A 21,257-nucleotide genomic window follows, 5' to 3' on the forward strand; every position below is an offset into this window, starting at 1 on the left:
AGATTGCCTCCTCCCTCATGCATCTGTCAACACGCTACGTGTCGTGTCTTGTTATGTTGGCACCGTGATCAAACCACCGAACCCGCAGCGGCGCAGCCAGAAGAGTCACGACGCGGTCCTCGCGGCCGCGCTCGAACTGTGTGCTGAGGAGGGGTACGGTCGTGTGACGATCGAGGGCATCGCAGCACGCGCCGGTGTCAGCAAGAAGACGATCTATCGGTGGTGGCCGTCCAAAGGTGCCGTCGTCCTCGAAGCCCTCCACGAGGCAGCCGACATCGCGGCCCCCCACCCGGACACCGGCAACCTCGCCATCGACATGCGCACCCAGCTCGCAGCGGTCATCAGTTTCCTCTCACCGCCGTCACACGCCCCCCTCGCAGGGCTGATCGCTGATGCACTGAGCGACCCGGAACTGGCCGGCCTGTTGCGCGAGCGCCTGATCCGGCCACGCATCGCGGAATTCGAGCAGCGGATGCGGCGTGCCCAGGAACAGGGCCAACTCCACCCGGACGCGAATCTGGACATCGCCCTCGACCTGTTCTACGGCCCGCTCTACCACCGCCTGGTCTTCCATCTCGGCCTGCCGGAACCCGAGTATCTCGACACGTTGATCGAGCACGTCATCCGCGCGCTCACATCCGGCGAGCCGAGTCGGAGCGCGTGATCGGCCCGCGGATCCGGGGTCGAGACTGGTGAGCTCGCCTATTCAACTATCGTCAGTTCGGTGGGCTGGCCAGGGTAGTGGTGACTGTGTGTGGTCGCTAGGAGCGTAGCGGCTGCACGTGATCCCGGTGCTGCTGCCCGGCCCCCGAAGCCCAGCAACTGGCCATCTACGTCGGCTGGCTGCTCAACGGCACCCGCGGTGGCCTGGTCGCCGGCACGCTGTTCGTGCTGCCCGGCATGCTCGCGCTGCTCGTCCTGTCGGCGGTGTACGTGCTGTGGCAGGACACCGACGTAGTGACCGCCCTGTTCGTCGGTATCGCCCGGCGGTGCTGGCCATCGTCGGGACTGGACGGATCGCGGAAGTAGACCGGCATGCCGGCGGCAACGGAGAGCTCATGGTGGCGGCCCATCTCGCTGCCTTGGTCCCAGATGAGGAAGCGCTTGAGATGGGCGGGCACCGTGGCCATGGTCTGCACGAGGGCGTCGCGCATGCGCTCGGCACGACGCCTCGGAGTGCTCCCGCAGTTTCCGCACCCTCCAGGTCGCAGCCTGCTCTGCCAGGTGCCCGGCGTAATGGGCCTCGGTGGCCACGACTCCTGCTGCGGCCATGGCTTCCTCCCAGCGAGCCCTGTCAGGGGCCAACCCGTGCCGCTTCGCGAGATACACCAGATGACGCCACTTGCCGATCTCGTCCTCGCTCGGAATGCTGACGATCAACGCCTGCTCGGTGGCCAGACGGACCCGATGCTGGTTTGCCGTGTGCGTCCCGCGGCCCGCGACGCGGCTCACCGACCTGGAGAATGAGACATGGCCGCGTGATTTGAACTGCGGCCGGTGGCCGGTGGTCGGAGTGGGGTGATCATGGTGCTCAGGGGAACTCGTTTGAACCCGTCAGTGACCCCTGGCGCGGTTCAGAGCGACGGTCAAATGACGGTCAAACGATCAAGGGCCTGATCACTGTTGCCAGCGATCAGGCCCTTGACCTGCGGTACTGCTGTCGGGGTGGCGGGATTTGAACCCACGACCTCTTCGTCCCGAACGAAGCGCGCTGCCAAGCTGCGCTACACCCCGGTGCACGCCCGTCTTGCGCGTGCTTGGAAAAGTCTAGCGGACTCCCAAGGTAGTTGTGACAGGGTCAACGGCGGGGAACGAGCGTCAGGAGGGAGGCTTCGGGGAAGCAGGCGAAGCGGGCGGGGGCGTATGGCGAGGTGCCGAGGCCGGCGGAGACGTGGAGCCAGGCGTTTTCGTGGCGGTTGAGGCCTTTGACGCGGGCTCGGTCGATGCCGCAATTGGTGACAAGGGCGCCGTAGAACGGGATGCAGAGCTGGCCCCCGTGAGTGTGGCCGGCGAGCAGGAGTTGGTAGCCGTCCTGGGCGAAGAGGGACATGTTGCGGGGCTCGGGGGAGTGCATGACGCCGAGGCGGAGGTCGGCGTCGGCGGGGGCCGGGCCGGCTACGAGGTCGTAGCGGTCGCGGGAGATGTGGGAGTCGTGGATGCCGGCCACGGCCACGTCGAGGTCGCCGACCTTGATGCGGGCCGTGGTGTTGTTCATGTCGAGCCAGCCCTCGGCCGCCATGCCGGCTCCGAGCTCTTCCCAGGGCAGCGTGGGGATGTGCTGGCGGCGTTCGTTCTTGGAGGTGCGCCAGAGGTAGCGTGCCGGGTTCTTGGGCTTGGGGGCGTAGAGGTCGTTGGAGCCGTAGACGAACAGGCCCGGGCGGGAGAGCAGGGGTTCCAGGGCGTGCAGGAGGGACGGGACGGCCTCCGGGTGCGCGATGGAGTCGCCGGTGTTGACGACCAGGTCGGGCTTGAGATCGCCCAGTGAGCGGACCCAGTTGATCAGCATGGTCCTGCGCGGCGTCAGGTGCAGGTCGGACAGGTGCAGGATGCGCACAGGACGCTGGCCGCGCTCCAGGACGGGTACGTCGAAACGGCGCAGCCGGAACCAGTTGCGCTCCACCACGGAGGCGTAACCCAGCCCGGCCAGGCCGAGACCGAGCATGGACAGTGGCACTGCGACGGCTTTCCTCACCTCTTCATGATGCCCGACATCCGGCGCTGCGTTCGCGCAGTCCGCGCAGACGGCAAGATGGACCGCATGAGCGCATTGAAGGACAAGCTGAAGGCCGATCTGACGGCCTCGCTGAAGAGCCGGGACGAGGTACGCCTCCGGACGATCCGCATGGCCCTGGCGGCCGTGAACGTCGAGGAGGTCGCCGGCAAGGAGGCCAGGGAGCTGACCGACGACGAGGTCGTCAAGGTGCTGACCAAGGAGGCCAAGAAGCGGCGCGAGGCGGCCGAGGCGTTCGGCAACGCGGGGCGGGCCGAGCAGGCGCAGGCGGAGCTGGACGAGCAGGCGGTGCTGGAGGAGTACCTTCCCGCGCAGCTCTCCGACGAGGAACTGGGCGCGCTCGTCGACGCCGCCATCGCCGAGACGGGGGCTTCCGGGCCGCAGGCGATGGGGCAGGTGATGAAGGTCGTCAATCCGAAGGTCGCGGGCAGGGCCGAGGGTGGGCGTGTGGCCGCCGCCGTCCGGGCCCGTCTCACCGCCTGATAGGCCGCCGAGTCTCGTTCAGAGGCTGAAGCCGGCCGGGATGAAGCGGTCGGGATGACGACCCGCCCCATTGGGCTCCCGAGCCTCCAAGGTGGCCGAGATGACGACTCGTCTCAGAGCTCCCAAGCCCCGTCGGCGGCCGTGTCCATGGGGAGGGCCGTCTACCGCTCCGGGGGGCGGCCGGATCCGGGATTGACGGTCTCGGCGAGGCGGGTGGTGAGGAATTCCCGTTCGGCCTCGTTGCCGGCGAGGTCCAACGCCGCACGGTAGGCGACCGCGGCCTCGCGACGGCGGCCGAGCCGGCGCAGCAGGTCGGCTCGGATGGCGGGAAGGTAGTGGTAGGCGGCGAGCCGGTCGTCTCGCGCCAGGGCGTCGATCTCGTCGAGGGCGGCCTGGGGGCCGTGCACCATCGAGGTCGCCACCGCCCGGTTGAGCGCGACGACCGGGGACGGCCAGAGCTTCAGCAGTTCGTCGTAGAGCCACAGGATCTGGGGCCAGTCGGTGGCGGCGTAGTCGGCGGCGGTGGCGTGCAGGCAGGCGATGCCGGCCTGCAGCGCGTATCGCCCGGCGGGGCCGGTGCGGAAGGCGCTCTGGACCAGGTGGCGGCCTTCGTCGATGGCGGCGCGGTCCCAGGCGGAGCGGTCCTGGTCTTCCAGGAGCAGCAGACGGCCCCGGGCGTCGGTGCGGGTGGCCCTGCGGGCGTCGGTGAGCAGCAGCAGCGCCAGCAGCCCGCGTACCTCGGCCTCGTCGGGCATCAGGGCCACGAGCATGCGGGTCAGGGCCAGCGCGCGCTCCACCAGGTCGGCGCGGACCAGGTCGGCGCCTGTGGAGGCGGTGTGCCCGGTGGTGTAGAGCAGGTGGATGACGGTCAGCACCGTGTCCAGCCGTTCGGGCAGCTCGCCGGCGTCCGGCACCCGGTACGGGATCGCCGCCGCGGAGATCTTCTTCTTGGCCCGGGTGACCCGCGCCGCCATGGTCGGCTCGGAGACCAGGAACGCCTTGGCGATGTCGCCGGTGCCGACCCCGCACACCAGGCGCAGGGTCAGCGCCACCTGCGCCTCCCTGGCCAGCGCGGGATGGCAGCAGGTGAAGATCAGCCGCAGCCGGTCGTCCTGGATCGTCTCGTCGTCGGGTTCGTCCATGCCGACCTCGTCCGGTTCTGCGAGTAGTGGCATTTTCGTCCGGAACACCTGGTCCCGGCGGAGTACGTCCAGGGCTTTGCGTTTGGCGGTGGTGGTGAGCCAGGCGCCGGGCTTGCGGGGCACGCCGTCGCGGGTCCAGGTCTCCAGCGCGGTGAGGTAGGCGTCCTGGACGCATTCCTCGGCGAGGTCGAGGTCGCCGGCGACGCGCGCCGTCGCGGCGAGCACGAAGGCCCACTCGCGACGGTGCGCGTCCGCCACGGCGTGTTCGGCCGCGGCCCTGTTGCCGTCGTTCACTCCGCCGGCGGGGTGAACAGGGGCCGGACCTCCACGCCGCCGCCGTCCAGGTAGACGGGGTTGAGCTTGGCGATCTTCAGGGCGACGTCCAGGTCGGGCGCCTCCAGGATGAAGAATCCGGCGACGACCTCTTTGGCCTCGGTGAACGGGCCGTCGGTGACGATGTCGCCGCCGCGTACGGACGTGGCCGTGGTGCTGGGCTGCAGCGCGTATCCCGCGACGCCGCGCCCGCCGAGCTCCTCGACCTGGGCCGGGTAGTGTTCGAGCGCCGCAGCGTACTCAGGGGAGATCTTCATCGGGTCGCCAGGCGCCGGCTGGTAGACCAGGACTGCGTACTGGGGCATCAGGCCCTCCTCTTTTCTCGGTGGTCGTTCTCTCTACCACCCGACGAACGGGAACGGCCGGATTCGACAGCGGCCCCGCAGAAGGCTCAGAGGGTCTTCTGCGGGGAGCGGCGGCCGGGACGGTCTCCCAGGGTCACAGCGCCAAGCCCAAGGGCCTCAGAACGTCTCTCAGCGCCCGGGAGTGATCGGCCCGGTGTCCCCGCCACGCCCGCGCCCGTTGCCGTTGTTCTGTCTGTCCCCTCCGAACGGCCAGCCGCCGTTGTCGTCGCCCGCCCGCGGGTCGAAGACGTCGAACGGGTTGCCGTCGTCGTCGCCCTTCTTCTCCTTGGGCGGCTTGGGCGCGCAGTTGTCGGTGCACCCGCCGAAGCGCGAGCGGTCGACCGACGTGAAATCGGTTGGCTCGACCCCCTTCAGCGCCGAGAGCATTGAGTCTTTCCAGACTCGCCCGGAAATGGTGGCCCCGTACACGTACGGGTAGTACCGCCCGCCGATCGTGATCCCGATGAGCTTGTGCGCCGAGGTGCCGCGCGGGTCGCCGAGGCTGACGGCGGAGGACAGGTTGGGGGTGTAGCCGGCGAACCAGGCCGACATGTAGTTGTCGGTCGTGCCGGTCTTGCCGGCCGCGTCCCGTCCGACGCCGCCGACCTCCTGCATCGTGCCCTTGGTGAACACCCCGGACAGGATGCCGTTGACGGCGTCGGCGACCTCTTCTTCCATGACCTGGGAGCACTTGGGCTTGTACTGCTTGGCCTTGCCGTTCCTGTCCTTGATCTCGGTGATGGCCAGCGGCTTGCAGTACTGCCCCCGCGAGGCGAACACGGCGTAGGAGTTGGCGATCGTCACGGGATCGACCTCGTTGACCCCCAGCGTGAACGTCTCGACCTCCGACAGCTTGGCCCCGTCGGCCCGCTTGACCCCGAGCTTCTTGGCCATCTTGACGACGTCGCAGAGCCCGACCTTCTCCTGGAGCTTGATGAAGAACGTGTTCACCGAGCCCCACGTGCCGCTCTCCAGCGTCTTGAAGCCGCCCCCGCCCTCGCTGGAGTTGCGGACGGTGTGGGACGGGTCGCCGACGTTCTCGCCCTTGCAGTTCTTGAACGAGTTGTAGCCGCTGGCGGTGTAGCCCGCGGGGGCGGGGAAGCCGTCGCCGTACTTCAGGCCGTCCTCCAGCGCCGCGGCCAGCGTGTAGACCTTGGCCGTCGAGCCCTGCTGGAACCCGCGCCCGCCACCGTGGGCCCCGTCGGCCACGATGTTGTAGCTCATCTCGTTCTTCTTCTTGCTCTGGCCGAACGTGCGCGAGGCCGCCATCGCCTTGATCTCGCCGGTGCCGGGCACGACCATGGCCTGCGAGGCCACGGGCTTGTCCTTCTTGGAGACGTACTTCTTGATGGCCTTGTCGGCGGCGGCCTGCATGCCGGGGTCGATCGTGGTCTTGATCGTCAGGCCGCCCCGCTGGAGCAGCTTGCGGCGCTCGTCGGGGTTCTTGCCGAATTCGTCGTTGCTGAGGATCTCGTACTGGACGTAGAGGCAGAAGTACGGATATTTGCTGGCCTCGCAGCCGCCGGGGAACTTGACGTCCTTGTACCCCAGCTTCTTCGCCTTCGCCTCGGCGGCCTCCTGGACGGTGATCTTGCCGATCTCGGCCATCCGGTCCAGCACGATGTTGCGCCGCTCCTGCAGCCGCGTCCGCGCCTCGGGGCCGACGTTGGGGTCGGTCCTGGCGGGGTTCTGGACGGCGCCGGCCAGCGTGGCGGCCTCGACGAGGGTGAGTTTGGAGGCCGGCTTGTCGAAGAAGCGCTTGGAGGCGGCCTGGATGCCGTGCGCGCCCGCGCCGAAGTAGGCGATGTTTAGATATTTTTCGAGAATCTGGTCTTTGGTGTACTTGCTCTCGATCGCCATCGCGTTGCGCAACTCGGCCAGTTTGCGGGAGATCGTGGGGGCGATGGCCGCCTGCTGCTCCTCAGGGGTCTCGGCCTTGTTGACCAACACCTGTTTGACGTACTGCTGGGTGATCGACGACCCGCCCTGCATCACGCCGCCGCTGGAGAGATTCTTCAGCAGCGCTCTGGCCGTTCCCTCCACATCGATCGGCCCGTGCTGGTAGAAACGGAAGTCCTCGATCGCGATCAGTGCGGTTCGCATGATCGGGGCGACCTGGCCGAGCGGCACGGACTGGCGGTTCTCGTAGTAGAAGCGGCCGATCTCCTTGCCCTTGGAGTCCTGGAGGATCGTGCGTTCGGGCAGGGGGGGTTCGTCGAGTTCTTCGGGCTTGAGGTTGAGACCTTCCATCGCGCTCTTCGCCGACACTCCGGCCCCGCCGACCGCGGGTAGGGCCACGGCAGCCGCGAGGACCCCGGCCACGGTGCCCGCGATCACCAGTCGCAGGACGTTCAGGGCGGGGTTGGAGCGATCTTTGCGCTGCGCTTGCACGCTACCAAGAGTACGTCGAAAGACTGACCTAATCGGTAGCGCGACACCATTTCGCCTTGACTGGCGGGGGTGACTAGTCATTCCCGGTCAAGAGCGCGCCGAGAAATTGGTCCTCTGGGGTCTGTCGGCCCGAACGGGTAGTTGCGTACGTTCTCCCTGCGGCAACTGAATACGGAGGCTCGGCGCCCGCGCCCGTCGGCCCCAAATGACGACTGACCACCTAAGGGGAGTGGGGTCGAACAATGTGGATCACGGATTGGACCTCCCGTGCCGCCTGTAAAGGTGCGGATCCGGATGCCCTGTTCGTGCAGGGCGCCGCGCAGAACAGGGCGAAGCTCATCTGCCGGGGTTGCCCGGTTCGTACCGAGTGCCTCGCCGATGCGCTGGACAACCGCATCGAGTTCGGGGTGTGGGGCGGTATGACCGAACGGGAACGGCGTGCGCTGCTTCGACGGCGTCCCGATGTGGACTCGTGGCGTGACCTGCTCGAGTCCGCCAAGGAAGAGTACGAACGAACCAACGAGCTGATCGCGGGCTGACCCAAGCCCGGCGAGCGAAAGTACGGCCGGCGCCGTCCGTCGGCCGTACTTTCTTTCACACGCTCGCCAGCAACTGCCCGATCTGCCGCAGACCGGCCAGATCGTGGACGTCATCGGACATGGCGCGGACCTGTGTCACCGGCACGGTCGGATGAGCCGAGACGAAATGTTCCTGCTCGCGCTTCTCGCGGGCAGTGAGTTGCATCCGCCCGGCGTGCAGCCGCAGCACGGCGGCGGTCAGCTCATGTTCGCCCCTGGACCCCAGGTCCTCGGCCGCGGCGGCGCTGCGTGCCGCTGAGAGCTTAGGGGCGGGCGACACGTGGACCCGGTTGACCACCAGTCCGGCCAGTGGCATGCGCTCTTCGGCGAGCCGCTCGACGAAGTAGGACGCCTCGCGCATGGCGTCGCGCTCAGGCGCGGCCACCACGAGGAAGGCCGTGCCGGGGGCCTGGAGCAGCTTGTAGGTCATCTCGGCGCGCTGCCTGAAGCCGCCGAAGACGGCGTCGAGCGCGGACACGAACGTCTGCAGGTCCTTGATCACCTGGGCGCCCAGCAGCTTCGTCATGGCTCCCGCCATGATCCCGAACCCGGCGTTGAGCAGCCGGAACGCGCTGCGTCCTCCGGCCTTGGCGGGCGCCGTCAGCAGGCGGATGAACCGCCCGTCGAGGAAGCGCCCGAGCCGCTCCGGGGCGTCGAGGAAGTCGAGCGCGGAGCGCGACGGCGGCGTGTCCACGATGATCAGGTCCCACTCGTCCGAGCGGCGGAGCTGGCCGAGCTTCTCCATGGCCATGTACTCCTGCGTGCCCGCGAAGCTGGAGGACAGGGACTGGTAGAAGGGGTTCGACAGGATCTGGCGGGCCCGTACGGGGTCGGCGTGCGCCTCGATGATCTCGTCGAAGGTGCGCTTCATGTCGAGCATCATCGCGAACAACTCGCCGCCGCCCTCGGGCGAGCTGACCAGGCGCGGAGTGTTGTCGAGCTCGGTCAGCCCCATCGACTGGGCCAGCCGCCTGGCGGGGTCGACGGTCAGCACCACCGCGCGCCTGCCGCGTTCCGCGGCACGCAGGCCGAGCGCGGCCGCGGTCGTGGTCTTGCCCACGCCGCCGGCGCCGCAGCAGACCACGATCCTGGTGCCGGAGTCGTCGAGTATGGCGTCGATGTCGAGCTTGGCCGGCTTCTTCACGCTGCTCCCTGGGTGCGCATGCTCTCGGCCAGCTCGTACAGCCCGGCCAGGTCCACTCCGTCGGCCAGCAGCGGCAGGTCGTAGCCCTTGAGCCCCGCCCCGGCCAGCGACTCGCGCTCGACGCGCTCCAACTCGGTGCGGCGGGCGTGCTCGACGACCTCCTCGGCGAGCGCCTCGGCCATCGCCGTGGCCTGCGCGCCGTCGGCCAGCCCGGCCGCCTTGAGCCCGAGGACGAGCTCCGCGGCGTCGAAGCGGCCCTTGACAGCCGTGTCAAGAGCGGCCTGCGGGAGCTGCGATTCGCGCACCATATTGACGAAAATCCCGCCGGGGGGAAGCCCGGCGGAACGCAATTCGGCGATGCCGTCGAGCGTCTCCTGGACGGGCATCTCCTCCAGCAGGGTCACGAAGTGCACCGCGGTCTCGCGGGACTTCACGACGCCGTTGACCAGATCGGAGTGGTTCTTGATCGGCCCGACCTTGGCCAGGCCCGCGACCTCCTGGGTGACGTTCAGGAAGCGCGTGATGCGGCCCGTGGGCGGCGCGTCCAGCACGACCGCGTCGTAGACCCTGCGCCCGTTCCTGCCCCGCCTGCGCACGGCCTCGGTCGTCTTGCCGGTGACGAGCACGTCGCGGAAGCCGGGGGCCACGGTGGTGGCGAAGTCGACGACGCCCATCTTGGTCAGCGCCCGGCCCGCCCTGCGCATCCCGTAGAACATCTCCATGTACTCGAGCATGGCCTCCTCGGGGTCGATGGCCAGCGCGTACACGTCGCCGCCCGCCGGCGCCACCGCGATCTTGCGCTCCTCGTAGGGGAGCGGCGGCAGGTCGAAGATCTGCGCGATGCCCTGCCTGCCCTCCACCTCGACCAGGAGAACCTTGCGGCCTCCCGAGGCCAGGGCCAGGGCCAGGGCCGCGGCCACGGTCGTCTTGCCGGTGCCGCCCTTGCCGGTGACGACGTGCAGTCGCACGTCGGTCCAATCCGTGTCCGGAGAGTCCACGTTTCGAGGCTACCGAACGGCCATTTGCCGGATGCCGACGACCAGTGTTTGAGATTGCTCACAATAAGGTGGCCCCATGAAGAAGTGGGAGTACCTCACAGCCCCCGTGCTGATCCACAACACCAAGATGATCCTGGACAACTTCGGCGTCGACGGCTGGGAGCTGGTCCAGATCGTGCCGGGCCCAACGCCCGAGAACCTCGTCGCCTACTTCAAGCGGGAGAAGCAGTGACGCCCGAGCAGAAGCTGGCCGATCTCGGCCTGGAGCTCCCCGAGGTGCCCGCGCCGGTCGCCGCCTACGTGCCCGCCGTCCGCACGGGCAACCTCGTCTACACCTCGGGGCAGGTGCCCTTCGCCCACGGCAAGTTGCTCATGACGGGCAAGCTGGGCGCCGAGCTGACCACCGAGCAGGGCGCCGAGATGGCCGCCGTCTGCGCGCTCAACGCGCTGGCCGCGCTCAGGTCGGAGGTCGGCGACCTGAGCAAGGTCACGCGGATCGTCAAGGTCGTGGTGTTCGTGGCCGGCGAGCCCACCTTCACCGACCAGCCCAAGGTCGGCAACGGCGCCAGCGAGTTGCTGGCGCAGGTGTTCGGCGAGGCGGGCAGGCACGCGCGCAGCGCCGTCGGCGTGGCCGCGCTCCCACTGGACGCGCCCGTGGAAGTGGAGCTGATCGCCGAAGTCGCCTGAGCGGGGATATGTCACCATGACCGAGTGATGTCCTAGAGGAGGTCATGTGACCGGTTTTCCGCTTCCAGCTGAGCTCGCCGCGCGGGCACGGGACATCAACGCCGGACTCGTGGCGCCGGTGCCCGCGCGCGACGCCGCCACCGTCGTGCTGCTGCGTGAGGGCCCGCGGGGGCCTGAGGTCTATCTGCTGCGGCGCAAGTCCACGATGGCCTTCGCCGCGGGAGCGTATGTCTTCCCCGGCGGCTCCGTGGACCCCCGTGACACGGATCAGGCCACGGCGTGGGCGGGGCCGTCCCCGGCGGAGTGGGGCGCCGTCTTCGCCGCGGAAGAACGGCTGGCGCGCGCCCTGGTGTGCGCGGCCGTGCGCGAGACGTTCGAGGAGTCCGGCGTGCTGCTCGCCGGCGCCGACCCGCGTTCTGTGGTCTCCGACACGACGGGCGACGGCTGGGAGGCCGACAGGCTCGCCCTGATCGACAGGAGCCTGGCCCTGGCCGGCTTCCTGGCCGGGCGCGGCCTGGTGCTCCGCGCCGACCTGCTCAAGCCGTGGGCCCACTGGATCACCCCCGAGATCGAGCACCGGCGCTTCGACACCCGGTTCTTCGCCGCCGTGCTGCCCGAGGGCCAGCGCCCGCGCGACGTCGGCGGCGAGGCCGACCAGGTCGTGTGGCAGCGGCCCGCCGAGACGCTCGACCTGGCGCGCAAGGGGGAGATCTTCCTGATGCCGCCGACGTTCCAGACGCTGACCGAGCTGGCGGCCTATGACGGCGTACGCGAGGTGCTGGCCGCCCCCAGGGAGATCGTGACCATCATGCCCAGGGCCGTGGAGATCGAGGGCGAGATGCGGCTGGTGACCGCATGAGCGGACTCCATATCCCGATCGACACGCCCGACGGATCGCGTACGGAACACGCCGAGAACCTGCTCGCCCCCAACCCGTCGCTCATGACCCTCGACGGCACCAACACGTGGGTGATCGGCGCGGGTGACCAGGTGGTCGTCGTCGATCCCGGGCCGGAGGACGAGGGACATTTGCGCCGCGTACACGATCACCTCGGCGACCGCCGCGTCACCGAGATCCTGCTCACCCACGGCCATTTCGACCACAGCGGCGGCGCCCGGCGCTTCGCCGCCATGACGCGCGCCCCCGTGCGGGCCCTGGACCCGCGCCACAGGCTCGGCGAAGAAGGGCTAGCCGACGGCGACGTGGTGACCGTGAACGGCCTGGAGATCCACGTGTACGGCACGCCAGGACACTCGTTCGACTCGCTGTGCTTCTGGCTGCCGCAGGACCGCGCGATGCTGACCGGCGACACCGTGCTCGGTCGTGGCACCACGATCATCGCCCGCGACGGCGGCCTGGCCGACTACCTGCGTAGCCTTGACCGGCTCAGAGCGGCCGCGGAGGGCCTGGAGGCGCGGGCGCTGCTGCCGGGCCACGGCCCGGTGCTGCCCGACCCGATCGGCGCGCTCGACGGCTACATCGCCCACCGGCGTCAGCGGCTCGACCAGATCAGGGCGGCGCGCGAGCAGGGAGCACGCACGCCGCGCGAGATCGTCCGCATCGTGTACGCCGACGTCGACAGGTCTCTCTGGCCGGCCGCCGAGATGTCGGTGCTGGCGCAACTCGACTATCTGGACCGGTTGTAGAGGCGGTCCATGTCGAGGATCACCACGGCCTTGGCCTCGATGCGCAGCCAGCCGCGCTGGGCGAAGTCGGCCAGGGCCTTGTTGACCGTCTCACGGGAGGCGCCGACGAGCTGGGCCAGCTCCTCCTGGGTGAGGTCGTGGTGGACGCGCAGGCCGTCGTCGGCCTTGGTGCCGAACCGCTCGGCCAGGTCGAGGAGCTGCTTGGCCACTCGTCCAGGCACGTCGGTGAAGACCAGGTCGGCCAGCACGTCGTTGGTGCGGCGCAGCCGCTGCGCGAGCGCGCGCAGCAGGTGGAGCGCCACCTCGGGGCGGCCGGTCAGCCAGGGCCGCAGGTCGTCGTGGCCGAGCCCGGCCAGCCGCACCTCGGTCAGCGCGGTCGCGGTGGCCGTGCGGGGCCGGGGGTCGAACAACGACAATTCGCCGAACATCTCGCTCGGCCCCAGGACGCTCAGCAGGTTCTCCCGGCCGTCCGGGGAGGTGCGGGAGAGCTTGATCTTGCCCTCAAGCACGACATAGAGCCTGTCGCCGGTCTCGTTCTCGTGGAAGAGCGTCTGTCCCTTGGAGAGCTGGACCTCGGTGATGCTCGTGCGCAGCGCCGCTGCGCTCTCGCGATCCAGCGCGGCGAACAGGGGGGCCTTGCCCAGCACATCTTCGGTGTTCACTCTGCCTCCTCTGCTGCCATTGTGACTCACCCCACTCTGAGCGGCACACACAGGTTATGGGAATGCCGGAGTGCTCCGCCCTCGTCCTGGTTGGCAGGAATGAGTGGTATGCAGGGGGAAAGTTACCCGACGTTCCGGTAAGCCCCCGACAGCAGGCCGTCCACAGAGGCCACAGCGGCCGCCACAGACCGGTTGAGCAGGACACGGAGGACGTCCACCGCCTCGGGGCGGTCGGCCGGATCCGGCTGCCTGCACCGGTCCACCGCGATCCGCAGCGCGGGAGGCAGGACGGACGGGTCGCCGTCCTTGACGCCGGTGGCCGCGAACACCACCAGATCGGCCCAGGCCCGTACGTCCTCCGCCTGCGCGCCCTCGTAGCCCGTCTGCCAGCCGATGAGCACCTGGCCCCTGGCGCCCAGCGCCACGCTCTCCGGGCTGAGCCGCACGCCCGCGGTTCCGTGCGCGTGCAGTCTGGACAGCGCCGCCAGGCAGCTCACGGCGAGACGATGCAGCGCCTGGCCGCGCAGCGGCCCTCCGAGACGAATGAAGTCCGACAGTGCCGCGCCCTGACCGCCCATGGTGACCGCCTCTCACGTCGCCAGGTTGTACGCGATCCGGCCGTCTGGGGTTCAACCGTTCTCCGAAGCTTCTACCCTTGCGACATGGCCACGAACGCGGCGGGGCGCAAGCCGGAGACCCAGCTCGCACTGGTGCGGCGGGCGCGCAAGATGAACAGGGTCCTCGCGGAGACCTACCCGGACGCCCACTGCGAGCTCGACTTCGGCAACCCCCTTGAGCTCCTGGTGGCGACGATCCTGTCCGCGCAGTGCACGGACAAGCGGGTCAACATGGTGACCCCCGTCCTGTTCGCGAAGTACCCGGCGGCGGAAGGCTACGCCGCCGCCGACCGGTCCGAGATGGAGGAGATCATCCGCTCGACCGGCTTCTTCCGCGCGAAGACCAACAGCATCATCGGCATGGCGCAGGCGATCTGCGAGCGTCACGGCGGCGAGGTGCCCGGCAAGCTGAAAGACCTGGTGAAACTGCCCGGCGTGGGCCGCAAGACGGCCAACGTGGTCCTCGGCAACGCCTTCGGCGTGCCGGGGCTGACCGTCGACACCCACTTCCAGCGGCTGGTACGCCGTTTCGGCTGGACCGAGGAGACCGACCCGGTCAAGATCGAGCACATCGTGGGCGAGTTGCTGCCCAAACGCGACTGGACGATCTTCTCGCACCGGGTGATCTGGCACGGCCGCCGCATCTGCCACTCCCGCCGCCCCGCCTGCGGCGTGTGCCCGCTGGCCGCGCTCTGCCCCTCGTTCGGCACCGGCCCCGCCGACGCCGAGACGGCCGCCAAGCTCGTCAAGTCCGGCCCCTTCTCCTGATCATGGGAAGTCATCGACGCCGCGGCGTGTTGGAGGTTGCGTGACCCAAGTGCCCGACTGGCTCGACAGACTGGCGGCGCAGGCCCAGCAGAGCAAGATCCCCCCGTACATGAGGCCGCCCGCCGGGCGCGGCAGGGCCGCGGCGGTGCTGATGTTGTTCGGCGAGGGACCCTTCGGCCCCGACGTGCTGCTCATCCAGCGCAGCACCCGCGGGCGCAGGCACGCGGGACAGCCCGCCTTCCCCGGCGGCGGCGTCGACCCCGACGACGGCGGGCCCGTCGCGGCAGCGCTGCGGGAGGCCGAGGAGGAGACCGGGGTCGATCCCGGTGGCGTCCACGTGCTGGGCACGATGCAGGAGCTCTACCTGCGATACAGCGACAACCGGGTCACGCCCGTGCTGGCCTGGTGGCGCGAGCCGTGCGCGGTCCACGCGGCCTCGCCCGACGAGGTCGACTCCGTCGAACGTGTGCCGATCGCCGAACTCGTCGATCCGGCCAACCGCGTCATGCTGCGCCACCCCAGCGGCATGGCGGGGCCGGCGTTCCGGGTGCGGGGGATGCTGGTGTGGGGGTTCACCGCCATGGTGCTGGACTCGGTGCTGCGCGAGGGCGGGCTGGAACTGCCGTGGGACCCGGCGCGGGTGGAGGACCTGCCGCCCGACGTGGTGAACCTGGCCTCCAGAGGCTGACGCCTACCGCAGGAACCGGAGAGAGACGCCGAGCGAGGCCCAGCCCGCCACGTCCGCGTCGCTGTCGGCCGCCAGCCTGCGCAGCGCCTCCAGCCCGGCCCTGTCAGGGGGGTCGCCGAGCACGTGCTGCAGGGCGTACGCGGCGCCGTACCTGACCCTGGCGTCCATGTGGGCGGCCAGATCGATCACCGACGGCAGCGACCGCGGATCGCCCAGATGGCCGAAGGCGATCAGCACCGCGTACAGGACCATGGCGTCGTCCTCGCTGGCGGCCAGGAAGCGCAGCACCGGCAGCGTACGGTCCACAAACGGCCGAAGCATCCCCATGATGTCCACGCCGAGCATCCGCTCCTCGACGGTGTCCGCGGCGCACAGCCGCCGTGCCTCGATGAACGACTCCAGATCGCCCCGCTGACACAGCACGGAGATCACGTGCCAGCGCAGCGGTCCATCCGGATCGGTGTCGCCCAGAGCTGCCTCGATGAGATCACGCGCGGTTCCCTCGGACGGCGGCATGATGCCAACGTTGCCAGGCGAGTGACGCCGTCCTGGCGGAAGACGTGCACACTTGACCGTCTCTCTGGTTACCTTTGAAACGTGCCCGATCTGCTTGACGTCATCCTGATCGCCCTCGTGATCGCTTTCGGCATCTCGGGCTACCGCCAGGGCTTCATCATCGGAGCGATGAGCTTCGTGGGGTTCGTGGGCGGCGCCGTGCTGGGCGTGTTCATCGCGCCACCCGTCTCCAAGGCCGTGGTCGACGGCGACACGCCGCAGGCGCTGCTGGCGATCGTGATCGTCTTCCTGTCGGCCACCATCGGGCAGTTCGCCTCCTCGACCCTCGGGGCGGTCGTGCGCAGCCACGTCACGTGGGAGCCGGCCAAGGTCGCCGACGCGGTCGGCGGCACCTTCGCCAGCGCGCTGTCGGTGCTGGTCATCGCCTGGCTCATCGGGTCGCTGATCGTCTCGACCACCTTCACCACGCTGGTCGACCAGGTGAAGAACTCCGCGCTGCTGTCCACGGTCGACGACGTGATCCCGCAGGCCGCGCGCAACTGGCAGCAGCCGTTCAAGAAGTTCATCGACCGCTCGGAGTTCCCGCCGGTCTTCGACGCCATCGCCTCCGGCCAGTTCATCGACATCCCGCCGCCCGACCAGAGCGTGCTGCAGGGCGCGAAGCTGACCAGGGCCAGGGAAGCGATCGTCAAGGTGCAGGGCAACGCCGAGAGCTGCAACAAGCACATCGAGGGCACCGGCTTCGTCTACGCGCCCGGCCGGATCATGACCAACGCCCACGTGGTCGCGGGCGTCAGCCGCGACCTGCAGATCATCGACCACAACAACACCCGCCACGACGCCACGGTCGTGCGCTACAACCCGCAGCGTGACATCGCCGTCCTGTACGTGCCGGGGCTCGGCCTGCCACAGCTCAACTTCGACGGCGACGGCAGCAGGGGCGACAACGCGATCATCGCCGGCTTCCCCCAGAAGAAGGGGTTCACCGCCGAGCCGGCCAGGATCGGCGGCCAGCTCAAGGCCGAGGGCCCCGACATCTACCGCGAGAAGACCGTGACCCGCAAGGTGTACGCGATCCGCGGCGTGGTGCTGCCGGGCAACTCCGGCGGCCCACTGCTCACGGTGGACGGCCGCGTCTACGGCGTGATCTTCGCCGCCGCGCTCAACGAGGAGGACACCGGCTACGTCCTGACGGCCGCCGAGGTCGCCCCCGACGCCGTCGCCGGCCGTACCGACACCACGCCCGCCGACACTCAAGAGTGCGACTGAACGAGCTGCCCTGAGGCGAACGCGGCGTACTCGGGCCGCCACTTGTCATGGTGGCCGGGGTCGTCGGCGAAAGGCAGCGTCAGGGACCGGACCTGCCGGCACGGCCAGGCTTCGACGCTGAGGTCGAGGTAACGGCCCCATGACTCCAGCTCGTGGTTCGCACGGTCGTGCCGCTCCAGGTAGGCCCGCACGTCGATGACCCGCCACAGCACCAGCTCGGCGCCGGTCACCGGGTTGACCACGACGCGCGGGGGAATCTGCGAGCAGGTTGCGCAGCCGGTGAACTGCACGAGGTGCGGTCCCCAACGGTTACCGGGCGTCGAGTCCCAGTAGCTGACGGCCATGAGTCTCGGTTCATGGGCGAGGAGTTGCGCGAAACCCGACTCGTCAAGCCGCATCAGCAGGAAGTCAAGCAGCTCCTCCACGAAACGCTCATAGCGGGCCACACTCAGATCGTCCCATGGTTCCTTTGATGTGATAGCTTCTCACAATGTGAAAGCCAATCACATGGAGATGCGGCGACTGGGCGGAACGGACATCGAGATCAGCCCCATCGGACTGGGCTGCATGCAGTTCGCCGGCACCGCCAACTACACGCGCCTGATCATCAACCCCATCGGCCAGGAGGCGGTCGCCTCCATCGTGCGCGCCGCCCTCGACGGCGGCATGACCTGGTTCGACACCGCCGAGATGTACGGCAACGGCAGGTCAGAACGGGCCCTGGCCGGTGCCCTGAAGGAGTGCGGCGTCGCCCCCGGCGAGGTCGTCATCGCCAGCAAGTGGCGGCCGCACCTGCGGACCTCGGCCAGCATCACGAAAACCATCGGCGACCGCCTGGCCCACCTGGGCGGCTACCCCCTGGACCTGCACCAGATCCACATGCCCACCGGTAGCCTGTCCGGCATCCCGGACCAGCTCAGGGCCATGGCGGGGCTGCTCAGGTCGGGCAGGATCAGATCGGTCGGCGTGAGCAACTTCTCCGCCCGCCAGCTCGAACTCGCCCACCGCGTGCTGGCCTCGGAGGGGGTCACGCTGGCCGCCAACCAGGTCAGGATCAGCCTCCTGCACAGGGACGTCGAACGCGACGGCGTCCTTGCGACCGCGCGGTCGCTGGGCGTCACGCTGATCGCGTACTCGCCGCTGGAAGGCGGGCTGCTCACCGGGCGCTACCACGAGAACCCCACGCTGGCCAGGTCGGCGCCACCGGCCCGCAGGTTCTTCGGACGGCGCGAGCTGAGCGCGGCGGGGCTCGCGCGCACCGCGCCGCTCGTCGAGGCCATGCGGGAGATCGGGCAGGGGTACGGGGCCTCGGTCTCCCAGGTGGCGCTGAACTGGCTGATCACCCGCTACGGCGACACCGTCGTGGCCATCAGCGGGGCGTCCAGGCCGGAGCAGGCCACGAAGGCGGCGGCCGCGATGGCGTTCAGGCTGACCGAGGACGAGGTCGCCAGGCTGAACGAGCTGTCGGCATCGGCGGACGCCTCCCGCTAATGGGAGCCCCGGATGACTCGCTAACCTGAGGCGGTGCCCCGGACGACCAGACGTGACCGCTACCACCACGGCGACCTGCGCGCCGCGCTCATCGACACGGCGCTTGAGCTGATCTCCGAGCAGGGCGTCCAGGGGTTCTCGCTGGCGGAGGCCAGCAGGCGGCTCGGGGTCGCGGTCAGCGCCCCCTACCGCCACTTCGCCGACCGCGACGAGCTGCTGCTGGCCGTCGGGCTGCGCGCGGGCGAGCTGCTGGTCGCGGCCGTGCTGGCCGAGGAGGGCGGCGACTCGCCCGAGGCGCGGCTGACGGCGGTGGCCAGGGGCTACGTGCGCTTCGCCGCCAGGCACCCGACGCTGTTCGAGGCGCTGTTCGGCACGCTGTCGCCGATGGGTGATCCGGAGCTGGAGCGCGCCACCCGGCCCGTCAAGGACGCCTTCCGCACGGCCGCCACAGAGCTGTCGGACGGCGACATGACGGCCGCCGAGGCGCTCGGCATGGCCGTGGCCGCCAGCGCCCACGGGCACGCCGGGCTGCTGCGCCTGGGGATGTTCGGCGCGGGGGAGGAGGCCGTGGAGATCGCGGTCCGGCGCGCGGCCGGTGTCACACGGGCGTTGATCGCGGGCCGCGCCAGCCTGGAAGCCGCTCCATGATCAGGGCGATCGCCTGATCGGGGTCGCTGTCCTGGGTGAGCCCGCAGGCCGCCTTGCCGACGGCGTCGTACGCGCCGCCGTACCCCTGCGCCTTGGCCGCGCCCCTGCTGAAGAGGGTCAGCGCGCCGCGCCCGTTGCCGCGCTGGAGGTGCGTGAGCCCGACGCAGATCTGCGCCAGCCCCTGCCACAGCTCCCGCTCGTCCTCGGGCGCGCACTTCCAGCGGCCCTCGAACACCTCGTGGGCGTTGAACGGCAGCCCCTCACGCAGGAAGCGGCGGCCGTCGGCCAGGGCCTGCTCGGTGGTGGGCGCGTAGTCGTCGGGCACTCTGGGCACGCCGGGCGAGCCGTAGGGGAGCGGCCTGCCGTACGCGTCGCGCGGCCTGGCGTTGCGCGGCCTGCCCTCGGGGTCGCGGTCTCTCATCGGTCGGGCTCCGGATCGTCCAGCCAACCGAGCAGTTCGGTGTCGAACACGTCGGGAATCTCCTCGTGGGGGAAGTGGCCGGCCCCTTCAAGAAGCCGCCACCGGTAGGGGGCCGCCACGTAGCGGCTCGAACCCTGCGCCGTACGCGGCAGGACCCTCGGGTCGAGCGCGCCGTGCAGGTGCAGCGTCGGGGCCTCGACCTCGGTACGCATCGCCCTGGCGAAGCGGCGGCCGTCCGGACGGAGCTGGGAGCGGCCGAACCAGCGATGGTACTCCAGCGCGCAGTGCGCCACGGTCGGGATGCCGAACGCCTGGCGGTAGGTCCGCGCCGTCTCGGCGTCGGGCCAGCCGGGCACCGACCATTCCTCGAGCATCCTGCCGACCAGCGCCGCGTCGCGACGGGTGAGGCGGTATTCGGGCAGCAGCGGCACCTGGTAGCCGAGCGCGGGGCGGCTGGCCCTGAACTGGCCCGCCAGGTCCGTCATCAACGCGCTGCGCAGCCGCAGCGGGTGAGGGGCCGAGACAGGGACCAGCCGGCGTACGCACTTGGGATCGAGCACGGCCATCGTCCAGGCCAGCAGCCCGCCCCAGTCGTGGCCCACCACGATCGCCCCTGTCTCGCCCAGCGCCCTGATCAGCCCGGTCGCGTCGGCGGCCAGCGTGGGCAGGTCGTAGCCGCGCGGCGGCTTGTCGCTGCCGCCGTAGCCGCGCAGATCGACGGCGACCGCCCGGTATCCGGCCTTCGGCAGCGACGCGAGCTGGTGACGCCAGGTCCACCAGAACTGCGGGAACCCGTGCAGCAGCAGGACCAGCGGGCCCTGCCCGGCCTCGACCACGTGGAAGCGGGTGCCGCCCGCGTGGACCGCTCGGTGCGTCCAGGGGCCCTCGATCCGGACGACGGACTCGTCAGGTGCCATCGCGGGTCACCGGCTCGCCGTCAGGACGGACCGCGGGCAGCGCAGGCTCGTCGGGGGTGGCGATCTCCTTGAGATCCCTGATCGACTGGGCCGTACGCTTCATCCCCGCCAGGCCCTTCAGCCGCCGGACCCCGATGAACACCAGCAGACCCGCGACCACCAGGTAGAAGACGGTCACGATGAGGAAGGCAGCCCACATCGGCAGCCACTGGGCCAGCACCAACGCGATCGTGAAAGAGGCGAGGATCAGACACAGGTGAGCCATGAAGGCGGCGGCGGCGAACAGGCCACCGGCCGTGCCGACCCGCTTGGCGTCGAACCTGAACTCGGCCTTGGCCAGCTCGATCTCCGAGCGGACCAGGGACGAGATGTGACTGCTCGCCTGGGCGACCAGCGAGCCCAGGGATTCTTCCTCGGGAGTCTGCGGCATGAACGTCTCCTATCGAGGCCTGATGGCCCTGTCAAACATCATCCAGCGCAATACGGCGCTTGCGCACCCTCACGTGAGGCAGCACCGCCGCCGGGATCGACGCGACGACGCGAGGATCCCGGTGGTGACGGCCTCCGCGCGCTGCCGGTCGTCGCCGTGCGCCAGATCGCCGATCAGCAGTGACATCATGAACCCGATCACGGCCAGCAACGATACGGCCGCCATGTCCCCCAGTGGAGCTCATCCGACAGTTTCGCCAGGCCGAGCTGTACTGACAGCCAGGCGCCGCCGAAGTTCCCGAGGACGAGTTCCGCTATCACTCCAAGAACTACCCGATCGGACAAGATAGTGC

Annotated in this window: 27 protein-coding genes, 1 tRNA gene and 1 pseudogene; 13 read left to right on the top strand and 16 right to left on the bottom strand. The window is 69.6% G+C overall.

Annotated elements, in window-relative coordinates; genetic code table 11:
* Positions 1 to 64: 64 nt before the first annotated feature.
* The gene (locus ACFOY2_RS26795; protein WP_379530839.1) at positions 65 to 664 is read left to right on the top strand and encodes a TetR/AcrR family transcriptional regulator; all 600 of its coding nucleotides are present in this window, start codon (positions 65 to 67) and stop codon (positions 662 to 664) included.
* A gap of 179 nt (positions 665 to 843) precedes the next feature.
* Positions 844 to 1,029, top strand: coding sequence for a hypothetical protein (locus ACFOY2_RS26800; protein ID WP_379531060.1), 186 nt, complete (start codon positions 844 to 846; stop codon positions 1,027 to 1,029).
* On the opposite strand, the pseudogene ACFOY2_RS54750 reads toward ACFOY2_RS26800, so the two are convergent.
* The 3 genes and pseudogenes from ACFOY2_RS54750 to ACFOY2_RS26810 all read right to left on the bottom strand — a co-directional run.
* Positions 1,005 to 1,169, bottom strand: a pseudogene (locus tag ACFOY2_RS54750) (IS30 family transposase); the annotation flags it as partial. The gene ACFOY2_RS26800 and the pseudogene ACFOY2_RS54750 sit on opposite strands and share 25 nt — an antisense overlap.
* A gap of 491 nt (positions 1,170 to 1,660) precedes the next feature.
* Positions 1,661 to 1,734: transfer RNA gene (locus ACFOY2_RS26805), tRNA-Pro, on the bottom strand.
* Between the two features lie 64 nt (positions 1,735 to 1,798).
* A complete protein-coding gene (locus tag ACFOY2_RS26810) occupies positions 1,799 to 2,662 on the bottom strand; it encodes a metallophosphoesterase (protein WP_379531061.1) in 864 nt (287 codons plus the stop codon).
* Positions 2,663 to 2,758: 96 nt separating this feature from the next.
* On the opposite strand from ACFOY2_RS26810, the gene ACFOY2_RS26815 reads away from it, so the two are divergent.
* Positions 2,759 to 3,214: a GatB/YqeY domain-containing protein gene (locus tag ACFOY2_RS26815; RefSeq protein ID WP_379530840.1), complete on the top strand. Its 456-nt coding sequence runs from the start codon at positions 2,759 to 2,761 to the stop codon at positions 3,212 to 3,214.
* 161 nt (positions 3,215 to 3,375) lie between these two features.
* Here ACFOY2_RS26815 and ACFOY2_RS26820 read toward each other — a convergent pair whose 3' ends face one another.
* The 3 genes from ACFOY2_RS26820 to ACFOY2_RS26830 all read right to left on the bottom strand — a co-directional run bounded on the left by ACFOY2_RS26820 (position 3,376) and on the right by ACFOY2_RS26830 (position 7,424).
* Entirely contained in the window at positions 3,376 to 4,650 is a 1,275-nt protein-coding gene (locus ACFOY2_RS26820; protein ID WP_379530841.1) for an RNA polymerase sigma factor, read from the bottom strand.
* The gene (locus tag ACFOY2_RS26825) at positions 4,647 to 4,994 is read right to left on the bottom strand and encodes a YciI family protein (protein ID WP_379530842.1); all 348 of its coding nucleotides are present in this window, start codon (positions 4,992 to 4,994) and stop codon (positions 4,647 to 4,649) included. Before ACFOY2_RS26825 ends, ACFOY2_RS26820 begins: the two co-directional genes overlap by 4 nt.
* A 168-nt stretch (positions 4,995 to 5,162) precedes the next feature.
* Entirely contained in the window at positions 5,163 to 7,424 is a 2,262-nt protein-coding gene (locus tag ACFOY2_RS26830) for a transglycosylase domain-containing protein (RefSeq protein WP_379530843.1), read from the bottom strand.
* 242 nt (positions 7,425 to 7,666) lie between these two features.
* Here ACFOY2_RS26830 and ACFOY2_RS26835 point away from each other — a divergent pair, with 242 nt between their 5' ends.
* A complete protein-coding gene (locus ACFOY2_RS26835) occupies positions 7,667 to 7,963 on the top strand; it encodes a WhiB family transcriptional regulator (RefSeq protein WP_090771382.1) in 297 nt (98 codons plus the stop codon).
* Between the two features lie 55 nt (positions 7,964 to 8,018).
* Here the strand turns inward: ACFOY2_RS26835 and ACFOY2_RS26840 are convergent, their stop codons facing one another.
* Both ACFOY2_RS26840 and ACFOY2_RS26845 read right to left on the bottom strand, forming a co-directional pair.
* Positions 8,019 to 9,146, bottom strand: a complete 1,128-nt coding sequence (locus tag ACFOY2_RS26840; RefSeq protein ID WP_379530844.1) for an ArsA family ATPase — start codon at positions 9,144 to 9,146, stop codon at positions 8,019 to 8,021.
* Complete coding sequence (locus tag ACFOY2_RS26845) at positions 9,143 to 10,144, bottom strand: ArsA-related P-loop ATPase (RefSeq protein ID WP_379530845.1); 1,002 nt, start codon at positions 10,142 to 10,144, stop codon at positions 9,143 to 9,145. The genes ACFOY2_RS26840 and ACFOY2_RS26845 overlap by 4 nt, the downstream gene beginning before the upstream one ends.
* Positions 10,145 to 10,220: 76 nt before the next feature.
* On the opposite strand from ACFOY2_RS26845, the gene ACFOY2_RS26850 reads away from it, so the two are divergent.
* Genes ACFOY2_RS26850 through ACFOY2_RS26865 form a run of 4 tightly spaced genes read left to right on the top strand, consistent with a single transcriptional unit; the run spans position 10,221 to position 12,478 of the window.
* The gene (locus ACFOY2_RS26850; protein ID WP_379530846.1) at positions 10,221 to 10,376 is read left to right on the top strand and encodes a hypothetical protein; all 156 of its coding nucleotides are present in this window, start codon (positions 10,221 to 10,223) and stop codon (positions 10,374 to 10,376) included.
* Positions 10,373 to 10,831 (top strand): RidA family protein, encoded by a 459-nt coding sequence (locus tag ACFOY2_RS26855; protein ID WP_379530847.1) that lies wholly within the window; start codon positions 10,373 to 10,375, stop codon positions 10,829 to 10,831. The genes ACFOY2_RS26850 and ACFOY2_RS26855 overlap by 4 nt, the downstream gene beginning before the upstream one ends.
* A 46-nt stretch (positions 10,832 to 10,877) precedes the next feature.
* On the top strand, positions 10,878 to 11,690 hold the full coding sequence (locus ACFOY2_RS26860) for an NUDIX hydrolase (protein WP_379530848.1): 813 nt from the start codon (positions 10,878 to 10,880) through the stop codon (positions 11,688 to 11,690).
* Complete coding sequence (locus ACFOY2_RS26865) at positions 11,687 to 12,478, top strand: MBL fold metallo-hydrolase (RefSeq protein ID WP_379530849.1); 792 nt, start codon at positions 11,687 to 11,689, stop codon at positions 12,476 to 12,478. Before ACFOY2_RS26860 ends, ACFOY2_RS26865 begins: the two co-directional genes overlap by 4 nt.
* On the opposite strand, the gene ACFOY2_RS26870 is transcribed toward ACFOY2_RS26865, so the two are convergent.
* A complete protein-coding gene (locus tag ACFOY2_RS26870; protein ID WP_379530850.1) occupies positions 12,460 to 13,140 on the bottom strand; it encodes a Crp/Fnr family transcriptional regulator in 681 nt (226 codons plus the stop codon). The genes ACFOY2_RS26865 and ACFOY2_RS26870 overlap by 19 nt on opposite strands.
* 122 nt (positions 13,141 to 13,262) lie before the next feature.
* Positions 13,263 to 13,718 carry a hypothetical protein gene (locus ACFOY2_RS26875; RefSeq protein WP_379530851.1) on the bottom strand — a complete coding sequence of 152 codons (456 nt, stop codon included), beginning with the start codon at positions 13,716 to 13,718 and terminating at the stop codon, positions 13,263 to 13,265.
* A gap of 84 nt (positions 13,719 to 13,802) precedes the next feature.
* On the opposite strand from ACFOY2_RS26875, the gene nth reads away from it, so the two are divergent.
* Together nth and ACFOY2_RS26885 are read left to right on the top strand one after the other, a co-directional pair.
* A complete protein-coding gene (gene nth / locus ACFOY2_RS26880) occupies positions 13,803 to 14,525 on the top strand; it encodes an endonuclease III (protein WP_379530852.1) in 723 nt (240 codons plus the stop codon).
* Positions 14,526 to 14,565: 40 nt separating this feature from the next.
* Complete coding sequence (locus ACFOY2_RS26885; protein ID WP_379530853.1) at positions 14,566 to 15,213, top strand: NUDIX hydrolase; 648 nt, start codon at positions 14,566 to 14,568, stop codon at positions 15,211 to 15,213.
* A gap of 3 nt (positions 15,214 to 15,216) precedes the next feature.
* Here the strand turns inward: ACFOY2_RS26885 and ACFOY2_RS26890 are convergent, their stop codons facing one another.
* Positions 15,217 to 15,729, bottom strand: coding sequence for a HEAT repeat domain-containing protein (locus tag ACFOY2_RS26890; RefSeq protein ID WP_379530854.1), 513 nt, complete (start codon positions 15,727 to 15,729; stop codon positions 15,217 to 15,219).
* 81 nt (positions 15,730 to 15,810) lie between these two features.
* Between ACFOY2_RS26890 and ACFOY2_RS26895 the strand changes: the two genes are divergently transcribed.
* A complete protein-coding gene (locus tag ACFOY2_RS26895) occupies positions 15,811 to 16,998 on the top strand; it encodes a MarP family serine protease (protein WP_379530855.1) in 1,188 nt (395 codons plus the stop codon).
* Here ACFOY2_RS26895 and ACFOY2_RS26900 read toward each other — a convergent pair.
* On the bottom strand, positions 16,983 to 17,444 hold the full coding sequence (locus tag ACFOY2_RS26900; protein WP_379530856.1) for a hypothetical protein: 462 nt from the start codon (positions 17,442 to 17,444) through the stop codon (positions 16,983 to 16,985). The genes ACFOY2_RS26895 and ACFOY2_RS26900 overlap by 16 nt on opposite strands.
* Before the next feature lie 46 nt (positions 17,445 to 17,490).
* Here ACFOY2_RS26900 and ACFOY2_RS26905 point away from each other — a divergent pair, with 46 nt between their 5' ends.
* A complete protein-coding gene (locus tag ACFOY2_RS26905) occupies positions 17,491 to 18,489 on the top strand; it encodes an aldo/keto reductase (RefSeq protein ID WP_379530857.1) in 999 nt (332 codons plus the stop codon).
* 33 nt (positions 18,490 to 18,522) lie between these two features.
* Entirely contained in the window at positions 18,523 to 19,137 is a 615-nt protein-coding gene (locus ACFOY2_RS26910; protein ID WP_379530858.1) for a TetR/AcrR family transcriptional regulator, read from the top strand.
* Here the strand turns inward: ACFOY2_RS26910 and ACFOY2_RS26915 are convergent.
* The 4 genes from ACFOY2_RS26915 to ACFOY2_RS26930 all read right to left on the bottom strand — a co-directional run bounded on the left by ACFOY2_RS26915 (position 19,088) and on the right by ACFOY2_RS26930 (position 21,130).
* Positions 19,088 to 19,558 (bottom strand): DUF309 domain-containing protein, encoded by a 471-nt coding sequence (locus tag ACFOY2_RS26915; RefSeq protein ID WP_379530859.1) that lies wholly within the window; start codon positions 19,556 to 19,558, stop codon positions 19,088 to 19,090. The two genes, ACFOY2_RS26910 and ACFOY2_RS26915, sit on opposite strands and share 50 nt — an antisense overlap.
* Positions 19,555 to 20,475: an alpha/beta fold hydrolase gene (locus ACFOY2_RS26920; protein WP_379530860.1), complete on the bottom strand. Its 921-nt coding sequence runs from the start codon at positions 20,473 to 20,475 to the stop codon at positions 19,555 to 19,557. The genes ACFOY2_RS26915 and ACFOY2_RS26920 overlap by 4 nt, the downstream gene beginning before the upstream one ends.
* Entirely contained in the window at positions 20,465 to 20,905 is a 441-nt protein-coding gene (locus ACFOY2_RS26925) for a phage holin family protein (RefSeq protein WP_379530861.1), read from the bottom strand. The genes ACFOY2_RS26920 and ACFOY2_RS26925 overlap by 11 nt, the downstream gene beginning before the upstream one ends.
* Positions 20,906 to 20,974: 69 nt before the next feature.
* A complete protein-coding gene (locus tag ACFOY2_RS26930) occupies positions 20,975 to 21,130 on the bottom strand; it encodes a Na+/H+ antiporter NhaA (RefSeq protein ID WP_379530862.1) in 156 nt (51 codons plus the stop codon).
* Positions 21,131 to 21,257 lie beyond the last annotated feature (127 nt).

This window comes from Nonomuraea purpurea (genome assembly GCF_042650645.1).
In the GTDB taxonomy this organism is placed as follows: Bacteria; Actinomycetota; Actinomycetes; order Streptosporangiales; family Streptosporangiaceae; genus Nonomuraea; species Nonomuraea purpurea.